13 protein-coding genes, 2 pseudogenes and 1 other annotated feature are annotated in these 10705 nt (G+C 38.3%); of the genes and pseudogenes, 4 read left to right on the forward strand and 11 right to left on the reverse strand.

Translation table 11 applies throughout. The annotated features are described in order from the left end of the window. Together L655_RS0104245 and L655_RS0104250 are read right to left on the reverse strand one after the other, a co-directional pair. Positions 1–418 (reverse strand): IS3 family transposase (locus L655_RS0104245; protein WP_139016270.1); only part of this gene is annotated, 418 nt, incomplete at its 3' end. After that, positions 347–463, reverse strand: a sequence feature (AL1L pseudoknot). (Overlaps the previous gene by 72 nt.) Then, positions 421–741: a transposase gene (locus tag L655_RS0104250; protein ID WP_024604194.1), complete on the reverse strand. Its 321-nt coding sequence runs from the start codon at positions 739–741 to the stop codon at positions 421–423. Its footprint overlaps the feature before it by 43 nt. Before the next feature lie 45 nt (positions 742–786). Here L655_RS0104250 and L655_RS0104255 point away from each other — a divergent pair. Then, positions 787–1128 (forward strand): annotated as a pseudogene (locus L655_RS0104255) (PLP-dependent transferase); the annotation flags it as partial. A gap of 225 nt (positions 1129–1353) precedes the next feature. Beyond that, entirely contained in the window at positions 1354–2364 is a 1011-nt protein-coding gene (gene gntR / locus L655_RS0104260) for a gluconate operon transcriptional repressor GntR (RefSeq protein ID WP_024604207.1), read from the forward strand. A gap of 95 nt (positions 2365–2459) precedes the next feature. On the opposite strand, the gene gntU is transcribed toward gntR, so the two are convergent. Next, entirely contained in the window at positions 2460–3803 is a 1344-nt protein-coding gene (gene gntU, locus L655_RS0104265) for a gluconate transporter (RefSeq protein WP_024604208.1), read from the reverse strand. Positions 3804–3953: 150 nt separating this feature from the next. On the opposite strand from gntU, the gene L655_RS0104270 reads away from it, so the two are divergent. Continuing rightward, a complete protein-coding gene (locus L655_RS0104270) occupies positions 3954–4502 on the forward strand; it encodes a gluconokinase (RefSeq protein WP_024604209.1) in 549 nt (182 codons plus the stop codon). Between the two features lie 40 nt (positions 4503–4542). Here L655_RS0104270 and L655_RS0104275 read toward each other — a convergent pair whose 3' ends face one another. The 7 genes and pseudogenes from L655_RS0104275 to L655_RS1000000127820 form a co-directional block, all read right to left on the reverse strand. Then, the gene (locus tag L655_RS0104275) at positions 4543–4731 is read right to left on the reverse strand and encodes a DUF1289 domain-containing protein (protein ID WP_002960277.1); all 189 of its coding nucleotides are present in this window, start codon (positions 4729–4731) and stop codon (positions 4543–4545) included. 2 nt (positions 4732–4733) lie between these two features. Next, positions 4734–5288, reverse strand: a complete 555-nt coding sequence (locus tag L655_RS0104280) for a hypothetical protein (protein ID WP_024604210.1) — start codon at positions 5286–5288, stop codon at positions 4734–4736. A 108-nt stretch (positions 5289–5396) separates the two neighbouring features. Beyond that, positions 5397–6011 carry a bifunctional phosphoribosyl-AMP cyclohydrolase/phosphoribosyl-ATP diphosphatase HisIE gene (gene hisIE / locus L655_RS0104285; protein WP_024604211.1) on the reverse strand — a complete coding sequence of 205 codons (615 nt, stop codon included), beginning with the start codon at positions 6009–6011 and terminating at the stop codon, positions 5397–5399. Further along, positions 6002–6741, reverse strand: a pseudogene (locus L655_RS01000000125050) (HisA/HisF-related TIM barrel protein). Before L655_RS01000000125050 ends, hisIE begins: the two are co-directional and overlap by 10 nt. Positions 6742–7133: 392 nt before the next feature. Continuing rightward, positions 7134–8420: a diguanylate cyclase gene (locus L655_RS1000000127810; protein ID WP_343222886.1), complete on the reverse strand. Its 1287-nt coding sequence runs from the start codon at positions 8418–8420 to the stop codon at positions 7134–7136. Further along, a complete protein-coding gene (locus L655_RS1000000127815) occupies positions 8416–8811 on the reverse strand; it encodes a PAS domain S-box protein (protein WP_241764438.1) in 396 nt (131 codons plus the stop codon). The genes L655_RS1000000127810 and L655_RS1000000127815 overlap by 5 nt, the downstream gene beginning before the upstream one ends. Then, positions 8808–9506, reverse strand: a complete 699-nt coding sequence (locus L655_RS1000000127820; RefSeq protein WP_050582184.1) for an MHYT domain-containing protein — start codon at positions 9504–9506, stop codon at positions 8808–8810. Before L655_RS1000000127820 ends, L655_RS1000000127815 begins: the two co-directional genes overlap by 4 nt. A gap of 432 nt (positions 9507–9938) precedes the next feature. Between L655_RS1000000127820 and L655_RS1000000127525 the strand changes: the two genes are divergently transcribed. Further along, on the forward strand, positions 9939–10085 hold the full coding sequence (locus tag L655_RS1000000127525; protein WP_198925090.1) for a hypothetical protein: 147 nt from the start codon (positions 9939–9941) through the stop codon (positions 10083–10085). A gap of 33 nt (positions 10086–10118) precedes the next feature. On the opposite strand, the gene L655_RS0104305 is transcribed toward L655_RS1000000127525, so the two are convergent. After that, positions 10119–10705: IS5 family transposase (locus L655_RS0104305; protein WP_024603875.1), on the reverse strand; the 587-nt coding region annotated here is incomplete at its 5' end.

Consider the following 10705-nt stretch of genomic DNA (forward strand, 5'->3'; position numbering starts at 1 on the left):
CATAGGTGATGTCAGCTACCCAAAGTTGATTTGGCTGCTCAGCAGTAAATTGACGATTAACTAAATCAAGTGGCTTATCTTGTTGCTCGTCAGGTATCGTTGTCTTATGTGCTTTACCCCGACGAACACCTTGAATTCCCATAACTCGCATCAATCGTTCGACTGTACAGCGGGCGACTTGATGGTCGTCAAGCTGTAGCTGCTTCCATATTTTTCTTGCACCATAAACTGACATATTATCCTCCCACACTTCGCGAATGAGTATTATCAGCTCAGCATCACGCTTTTTGCGGTTAGACAGTCGCTCAGGCTCTCTTTGTATCTGTTTATGAGAATAATACGTTGATGGTGCAATCGGCAATTCCTTGCAAATTGACTCGACACCGTAATGCTCTCTGCAAGCATCAATAAAATCCACTATTACTTCTGTTTGCGGTCGAGCTCCGCTTGGGCGAAAAAAGCGGCAGCTTGCCTCAGGATATCATTCGTTCGCTTGAGCTCTTTATTCTCGCGCTCTAAGATGGCAAGGCGTTCTTCAGTTGATGGCGTATTAGAAGAGGGTTTAGACGGTTGAGCTTGAGATTTCTTGACCCATGCTCTAAGTGTTTCTGGGGTACATCCCAGTTTATCTGAAATCGATACTAGCGCAGCCCAAAGAGAAGGGTATTCATGCTGTTGTGTGGTAACAAGCCTAATTGCACGTTCACGAAATTCTGATGTATAGCGATTTGATTTTTTCATAGTTCCAGTTTCTCAAGTTATTGAGTCTCTGGCAAACACGGGGCGATTCATTGGGTTAATTACGCAGGGCTTAAATCAAGCCCGTATAACGAAATGAGCCAAAAAATTACCAGTGGTAAAGCATCGGGTATTTTAAGCTTTGGTATTGCTGGTGGCCTAGAAGCGGGTACTCGTTTTATTGATGCGCTAAACATGATTTTACGCTTAGTTAATATTGGCGATGCCAAGTCGCTTGCGTGCCATCCTGCGTCAACTACACACCGCCAATTAAATGATGAAGAGCTTGCTAATGCGGGTGTAAGTCGCGATTTAATCCGTTTGTCAGTCGGTATTGAAAACATTGTAGATATAATTGCCGATGTAAGCCAAGCGCTCGATAAAGCTTAAAATTACATTAATTAGAAATGCTTGTTCAGCTTTACTGTAAATACAGTATTGTTTGTTAAAAAGGTTTAGGTTTTCTAAACCTTTTTAGCCATTCATTTAGCTACAGTTTAAATACAGGCGGTAGGCTAAATATTTATTACTTTAACCTAAATAAAATGGGCTAAAAGTAGTGATTTTTCACAATAGTTGATATGTTACAAGTAACATTTTATTTAATTGTGTGTGATGAAAAAAAACAAACGTTCTTCTCTTCAAGATATTGCCGATGCGGTTGGTGTAACCAAAATGACGGTGAGTCGTTATTTACGTAATCCCGAAAAAGTATCAGAGTCTACTCGCACTAAAATTAGTGCAGCTATTGATACGCTAGGTTACATTGCAAATAAAGCCCCTGATTTACTCTCTAATGCTAAAAGTTACTCTATTGGTGTACTAGTCCCATCGTTAACGAATCACGTGTTTGCTCAAGTTATAAAAGGCATTGAAGATGTAACAGGGCCTGCAGGGTATCAAACAATGTTAGCCCATTATGGTTATAACCCTGAAATTGAAGAAAAACGGGTTGAGTATCTATTGTCGTATCACGTTGATGGTTTAATTTTATCAGAAACCACACACACAGACAGAACGCTAAAAATGATTGAAACGTCAGGCGTACCTGTGATTGAAATAATGGATACTCATCACTCTCCTATGCAGCAAGCGATTGGTTTTGATAACGTTAAAGCCGCTTTTGATATGACGACGGCACTTTTAAATAAAGGCTATCGCAATATTGTTTATATAGGTGCAAGGCTCGATGTACGAACACGCCTAAAATTTCAAGGTTATTCAGATGCTATGTTAGCTAAAGGCTTTACGCCTAAAAGTGTGATGACTGATCAAGCTTCATCTTATAGTTTAGGCGCTGAACTTTTACAAAAAGCGCGTACTGACTACCCAAATACTGACTGTTTGTTTTGTACTAATGATGATTTAGCAATTGGGGCTATTTTTGAATGCCAGCGAAACAACATTTTAGTGCCTAGCCAAATAGGGATTGTGGGTTTTCATGGTCATGATATTGGCCAAGCAATGGTGCCTCAATTAGCAAGTGTGATCACCCCTCGTTATCAGATAGGTAATGTTGCGGGAAGAGAGTTGTTGAGCCGCATTAATTCCGATTTGGATACTAGCATGAATTATAAGCAAGTAATTGATACTGGTTATATAGTTCATCTAGGTGAGAGTGTTTAAATACTTAAATTACCTGTGCCTAATTACCTGAGCCTAAATAACAAAAGGCTCAGGTAATTTTTATATGTGTGATGATAACTCTACATACTGTAATTTTACAAAAACAGAGAAATAATCATAGCGACAAGTGCGCCAACAGTACCAATAATAGTTTCCATTACCGTCCACGTTTTAAGAGTTTGCATTTCGCTCAAACCGAGATAGCGACTCGCTAACCAAAATCCTGAGTCGTTTACATGGGAGAGCACAATAGAGCCCCCACCAATAGCGATAGTGACAGCGGCAAGCTGCGCTCCATCAAGGCCTAAAGGCTGAAGCATTGGAATAATTAAGCCACACGCTGTAAGCATAGCTACTGTCGCAGAGCCTTGAATAACCCGCACAGCGGCTGATAATACAAAAGCGAGTATTACAATTGGTAATCCTGAGCCAGCTAAGTAATTACCTAGTGCAGTACCTACTCCTGAATCAACTAATACTTGTTTAAATACCCCACCGGCACCAGTGACAAGAATAATAATTCCTGCAGGTTGTAAGGCACTACCACAAATTTCCATGATTCTAGCATTCGGGACACCGCGCCTTGCACCGAGCAAATAAAATGCCATTAGGCAGGCAACTAAAATTGCTGTAAATGGATGTCCTATAAAGGCTAACCAATTATATAAATCAGAGTCTCTTTCAACAAAGCGACTACCAATAGTATTTAAACTAATCATAATTAACGGCAGAGCAATTAAACCTAATGCTAATCCAAAACTAGGCGTCCCTTTACCAACTCTTTGGTTATCATCGATTTGTTCGTGCTGTGGGAGTTCTACATGAATAGATTTAGAAATAATAGAGCCCCAAATTGGACCTCCTATAATCATTGCCGGTATGGCAGCAATAAGGCCAAATAAAATCATATAACCATAGTCAGCGCCTAATTGAGAGGCAACCAAAATCGGCCCTGGCGCAGGAATAAGAAATGCCTGACAAGATGCTATCCCAGCAAGTAGCCCAATACCAATTTTAACAACGCTGCCACCGCCTTTTCGTACCACAGCAAAAACAATACCGATTAAAAGTACAACGGCTACATCAAAAAAGAGGGGGAGGGCACAAATAAAGCCCGTAAAGGTAAGCGCCCAATTAGCGTTTTTTTCTCCAAAACGGTGTAAAAGTGTGTGGGCAATGCGATCCAGCGCGCCGGTTTCTTCCATTACTTTGCCAAACATTGCGCCTAAAGCGACCACCACCGCTACAAAGCCTAGTGTTCCGGCCATTCCTTTTTGAATTGTAGCGGCAATTATTTCTGGGCTCATTCCTGAGAATAATCCTGCAATCATAGAAACAAGGATCAAAGAGACGACAGCATGTAGTCGTACTTTCATTACTAAAAATAGCAATAAAAATATGGAGCCTACCGCTGTTAGTATTAATGATAAATCTGACATTTTTCCCTACTTATATTCAGTGTGAATTATGATGTTTAGTGTGTGTTTAACTTCACTTTCGTATTTGTTACGGGTAACATGTTACCCGTAACTCAATATAATATATACATTGAAAATAATTAATTATTAAATTAAAGCGAGGGTAAATACATGAGTAACACAAATGTAGGTCGTATTTATATTGTAATGGGGGTTTCAAGCACAGGAAAGTCAAGTGTGGGTGATGCATTAGCAAAGCGCATTGGCGCTAAATTTATCGACGGAGACGACTTACATCCCAAGGCTAATATATTAAAGATGTCATCTGGGCAGCCTTTAAATGATGCTGATCGTGTGCCTTGGCTCGAAAGAATACGTGATGCTGCATTTAGCATTGAAAAGAAAAATGAAGTCGCGGTAATAGTCTGCTCAGCATTAAAAAAGAAATACCGAGAACAAATATGTGATGGAAATACAGGCATTACCTTTTTACATCTTTTTGGTGATTTTGAGCTGGTTAAAAGCCGTATGCAGGACAGAAAAGGGCATTTTATGCCTGTTGATTTACTCAAAAGCCAATTTGAAGCGCTAGAAGTTCCAAAAGAAGATGAGCCCAATGTTATAAATATAGATATTAATAACTCATTTGAGCAAGTAGTCGAAAGCTGTATTAGCGCAACTAAAATGAATACCCACAACAAGTTAAAAGTTTTTAGTTAATCAATTAACTGTTACTTTTAACATTTAAAGGCTTTATTTGTTATGAGTTAGCGTCTGCTCGTGGTGTTTCTAAAATCGCTTTTTTTTCATCTTCAGATAATATTATCCAATCAAAAATTTCTTCGTTAGTACGCCCACACCCGGTGCAGTAACCGCTGCGCCTTTCGCATATTCCTAGGCAATCAGTTTTAAATTTAGATGGTTTTTTGTTTTGATTTAATTGGCGCATTATTAAAGTCCTAACGGTGGAGCAATTTCAAAGCGAGTAGAAAACCCATTACCTTCTTGATTGGTAGCAAGTGTAATGACAGGGGTTTTAGTATCAAGTACAAAGGTGCTGTAAATTGAACTTGCTGTTTCTTTTTGGCTTTCCAACCAACCTGTTTTGGTTAAGCATTGGCGCAATTGCTTAGCCAGTTTTTGATGAGACTTTATTGTTTGCGTTTGTGTTTTAACAGGTGTTTGGCATTGGTAGCTTGCTTGCTCTGACTTATTTAAAGTAACTGTACAGTTTGCTCCAATTATATGAGTATTAGTACGCCATTGATTAGTAAACTGGTTATTTACTTTATCTGTTTTGATTGAATTAAAACCAGACTCATAACCATTTATTAGGTTATTTATGGTGCTGCATTCATCGGGTGTTACTGTGGTTTTTATAGACTGATTCGTTGTAGTAGTGGTTGCTGTAGTTGTAGTCTGATTAGTTTTGCTGGTACAGCCCGCTAAAATAAACGCGACGACTAAAATAAATGCGACAATAGAAGGAGTAATATAGTTTTTCATAGTTCACAGTAACCGATTAATTTAGCCACGCACTATATCACACGTGATTTACTGTAAAAATAAAAAAGCCCATATAAATATGAGCCTCTTTGTTAGTCACAACTAATGCTATTTATGGCGACCTTGCAAGCATTTAACTACATCTTCAAGGGCTAAGCCTTGGCGTTGTAGTAATACAGTCAGGTGATAAATTAAATCAGCAGACTCGTTTGTTAGCTCATCGTTATCGTGTTTCATAGCGGCAAGGGCAACTTCTACGCCTTCTTCACCTACTTTTTGACAACTACGGCTTAAGTCTTTTGCAAATAATGACGCTGTGTAGCTTTTTTCAGGGTCATCATTTTTACGCGCAACAATCACATCTTCTAACTGTGCTAAAAAGCTTAAACTTGGTTTTGATTCATCACCAAAACAGCTTTGTGTGCCTAAGTGACACGTTGGGCCTTCTGGGTTGGCAAGTACTAAAATTGAATCGTAGTCACAATCTGTATGCACAGATACTACGTTTAAGTAGTTTTCTGATGACTCGCCTTTAGTCCATAAACGCGATTTTGAACGCGAGTAAAACGTTACCTTATTGGTATCAAGCGTAACAGCGAGTGCTTCGCTGTTCATAAAGCCTTGCATTAAAATAACACCAGAGCGGGCATCTTGAATAATCGCAGGGATCATATCACTTTTAGCGAAATCGACCTGAGCTTGGTTTTGTTGTGTTACTTGCATAATCTTGCTGCCACTTGGTTATCTGTTAAAAATTGTTTTAGTTCGCCAATGTTAATCACATTTTTATGAAAAACGCTGGCAGCTAATGCACCATCTACTTTGCTTTGTTTAAATACATCAACAAAATCTTGCATACTACCCGCACCGCCAGAGGCGATTAAAGGAATGTCACACAGATCGCGAATTTTACTTAGTTGCTCGTTGTCGTAACCGTTACGAACGCCATCTTGGTTCATACAGTTTAATACAATTTCGCCTGCGCCTAGGTCTTGTACGCGTTTAACCCATTCTTGTGTTTTATAGCGCGTACGGCTTGATGCATTAGGATCGCCGGTTAATTGGTAAACTAAATACTCGCCGGTAATTTCATCAAAAAAGCTGTCAATGCCGACTACAACACATTGCTTACCAAACTCATCGTGTAATTCTTTAATAAGTTCAGGACGCGCAATAGCAGGGCTGTTAATGCTGATTTTGTCTGCGCCGCGTTCAAGTACGCGAGCTGCATCGGNATATGGCGGGCAATACTCTCTACCCAATTTACATCGAGTAAGCGTTTTTCAACACTGGCACTAATTTCGTAAAAAACCAGTTCGTCTGCACCGGCTTCGCTGTAAGCTTTTGCCATAGTTAAAATATCACCAACTACTTCATGGCCTTTAAACTTTACGCCTTTGACTACTTGGCCGTCTTTAACGTCGAGACATGGAATTATACGTTTTGATAACATGGGAAAGTCTCGCAGGTAGTGTGTTTATTTTTAAAAATCATAGCTACTATTCTTTTCGTTAATATTTTGCATTAATAACAACACTAAAAACATTATTGTCAGCAAAAAGTCATATTAATAATTACCTACAGTATATATATATCTAAGCGTTATTTATAGGCGAAATATCTTATAGTTAATTACTTTTAAAGCTATTCAGAGGATTGTATAAATAACAAAAAGTGCGTGTTTACGGATGCTAATTACGTGCTGTATTAATGCGTTAACCTATAATGAACGGCTCTAAGCAGCCGCTAACTTAGCGCTTTTTAGGATATACATAGTGAAGCTGTAGGAATATTTGAGTTTTTCAGTTCAGTTGATTTAAGTTATGTATTGTTAAAATTAAATGCTCAACTTAAATTGACTTGTGGTTGGCTGTTATTAGCATGATCATGCTTTTTACTTTTATGTTCATACATTCTTTTATCCGCTTTGTTAAGTAACTCATCTAAGTTTGCTGCTTCGTCGGGATATAACGCATAGCCAATGCTCACTGTAATTAAGAGTTCGTTATCTTGCAACACAATAGGTAACTCAATAGCGTTTAAGTATCTGGTTATTTGTTTTTCTATTTGGTTGACGTTTTCAATATCGGTGCTTATAACAACGAACTCATCCCCGCCAATACGCGCGATACAGTCTGTTTTACGGGTAATATCCTTTAAACGATCGGCTATTACGGTTAATACAAAATCGCCAACTATATGGCCGTGAGTATCGTTTATTGGCTTAAGTTTATCTAAGTCAAAATATAAACAAGCTACTTTACTGTTCTCTTGTTTAGCTTTTCTAAACTCACATTCAGCAAACTTTGTTAGGCTGTTACGGTTTGCAAGCCCTGTTAAATAATCGGTTTGAGCTAGTTTTAGTACTTCGTTTTCAGCGATAATACGCTTTGAAATATCAGAATTAATACCGACTATGCTATCACCATATACTCGGCCATCGGCGTTTATATAACGTATTGTTCCACAGGGCAGTATAATTTTAAATTCAGCATGAAACTTTTCATTGTTTGCTATTGCCTTGGTCAGGCTATTTGTAACACTATCATAATCATCAGGATGAATTGTTTGTGACCACTGAGCATAGTTACTAGAAAAAGTACTCTTTTTAATGCCATAAAGTGTGTGCATCCAATCATCCCAAATAAGCACATCGGTTTTAAAGTTCCATTCCCATATGCCAACATTAGCCGCATCTGCGGCTAATGCCATTCGATGATGCAAATTATCTAGCTCAATTCTAGCTTCTCTGAGCTCAGTAATATCTTCAGCAATACCAAGTAAAAACTTAGCCTTACCTATACTATCTTTTATAATCACCTTGTGAGTACGTAAATAACGAGTTGTTCCATTTATGGTTACGGGTTCTTCGTTAATTGTTAGCGAATTGTTGGAGTTCAATACTTTGCGATCAGCTTTTACAAAAAACTTTGCTTGCTCTGCTGGGAATATATCAAAGTCATTTAGTCCAATAAGCTGTTCTTGTGATTTACCAAGTAATTTTTCAGCGGCTTTATTTACATGACTATAATTTAGGCTCTTAGTTTCTTTAATAAATAAAATGTTAGGTAGGGTATCAAATATAGTTTGTGTAAAGGCTTCTTGGTTTTGAATATCGGTTAAATCTTTAATAGTAGCGACTAAAGGGGGCGTTAGATAACTCGCTTATAGGGTTGATTGCGATTGTTATGGGAAAAACTTGCCCACACTTATTGCACCCCTGTAATAATTGGCTTTTGCCAAAGTTGGATTGATCTTCATTAAATGAATGATAAAACTTTGCATGCTTTTTTGGCAGCAATATAGCAATGTTTTTGCCAATTAACGCTTGTTGCTCAAAACCAAATACTTTTGCAGTTACAGGGTTGGCAAATTCGATAATGCCTTGTCGATCAAAACATATCACTACGTCTTGCACTGTATTAAGTACTGCTTTTAACTTTGCCGATAACAAGCTTCTGGCACGTAATTCCATACTGCCTACTAAAAATAAGCTCAATACTAGCACTACAAATATAATCACTTGGGCAAGTTGTGCACTGTTGTCATTTGCAAGGTAGTATGGCTAGATTCAAATACATACATAGAGAGCATACCAATATAATGCATACCCGAAATAGCACTGCCCATTACCAGCGCTGCTAAGAAGTTAACCCGCTTTTGTTTATTTTGCGTTGTTTGGCGTAATTCATTTATTTTTAAAGCTAAACCCGAAAGTGCTACGGCAACAAATACAGAGAACGTAAACAGAATGGGCTCATAAGCCATATGCGCTGGCATTATCATGGCTATCATACCTACGTAATGCATACTGCAAATACCTAAGCCCATAAGTATACTTCTAAACCATAAGTGTTTAAAACGCTCTAAATTAGGGGATATAACAAAATAACTAGCAAATATACTGGGTAAAATTGAAACTAGTGTTATAGGTATATTGTATCTTACAGGAATAGGGAGTTGGTAGGCTAACATGCCAACAAAATGCATTGCCCAAATACCTGCACCTAAAAAGCATGATGACAGTAGGGTCCAAAAAAGCTTTTCGTTTTTAAGTTGCGCGCCTTTAATACGAGCAGAAAGTAAAAATGAAATATAAGATGCAAATACCGCTGTAAATACAGATGCTAAAACAAGTATGGGGTCATATTTGGCTGTGATCACCGCTGCTTTGAGCATTTCTGGCGTTACAAAATGTAGCGTTAAATGATTAGTCAATGCGGTCCCTCACCTTAATTATAAGCTCTAAGGGCCTATTTATGAATAACTTAAGTATAGTATACAAATATAGTGTTGACCATTAAATGCTTAACTGAAAAATATTACTTTGGGTTATTTTAGTACCGTTAGTATGAGGGTTTTTAGAGGTTTTATAACGGGGAAATAGGGTTAAGCAAGTTGGTTATGTTAAGTAAGTTGCGATATAAAATGAGTTTGTTGGATTAACTATGGAGTTAGCTTTAACGTATTGATAATAAAAGTATGAAGTAACATTGTTTTAATACTTCAGAGGTAAGCACTTTTTAAGTGCATCAGTACTTACAGCGCGTGGGCCATGGCGCTAATAGCGGGGCTGTTGTTAACGCTCGCTATAGAAGAGATATTAATTATGCTGCCATAATCGCTATTTTTCATGTGAGGAGCCACTAATTGACAAAGTCGGCACATGGTAAACACATTCATATCAAATACGCGTTTAAATTGGCTACTTTAATGTCGCAAGGGCTTTATTTACCTGTACCATCGCCGCCAACAGTGTTAACAAGTAGGCCGATGGGCACTTTATTAAAGTTATGAAGCTAGGGGCTGTTGATCTTTGTAGTACATATATCAATCAGCCCACATTGGTAGCCACATCATAGTAAATGCTAAAGCGAGCATTGAATGATAATTTCGTTCAAGCTTTTCATACCGCGTGGCTATCCCTCTATATTGCTTAATACGGCCAAATGCATTCTCAACCAAGTGCCGATATTTGTACATGCACCAGTCAATATCTTCATTGCCTACTAAACTGTTGCCCTTACGTGGAATAACGGGTGTAGCGTTATTATCACGAACAAACGCTCTCAGTTTTTCACTGTCGTAGCCTTTATCTGCGACAACCATATTACTTGTTGGGCAATTAGCTACGAGTGACTCTGCATGGACGATATCATGCGTATTTCCACAGGATAATTCATAATAAACAGGCAACCCTCCGCTATCGACTGCAAGATGAATTTTCGTAGAATTTCCACCTCGGCTCTTTCCAATTGATTCATTGTCAGCAGTTCTTGCACCGCAACTATGTTGATGAGCCCTGACAATACTGCCATCAATGAAGACCCAATCCATGTCCGCATCACGAGATAATGCGCGAAACAGTTCATTCAAAATCCCTTTTTTGGACCATAAATTAAACCGTCTGTAGATAG

This window comes from Pseudoalteromonas sp. TAE79, assembly GCF_000498015.1.
Classification (GTDB): domain Bacteria; phylum Pseudomonadota; class Gammaproteobacteria; order Enterobacterales; family Alteromonadaceae; genus Pseudoalteromonas.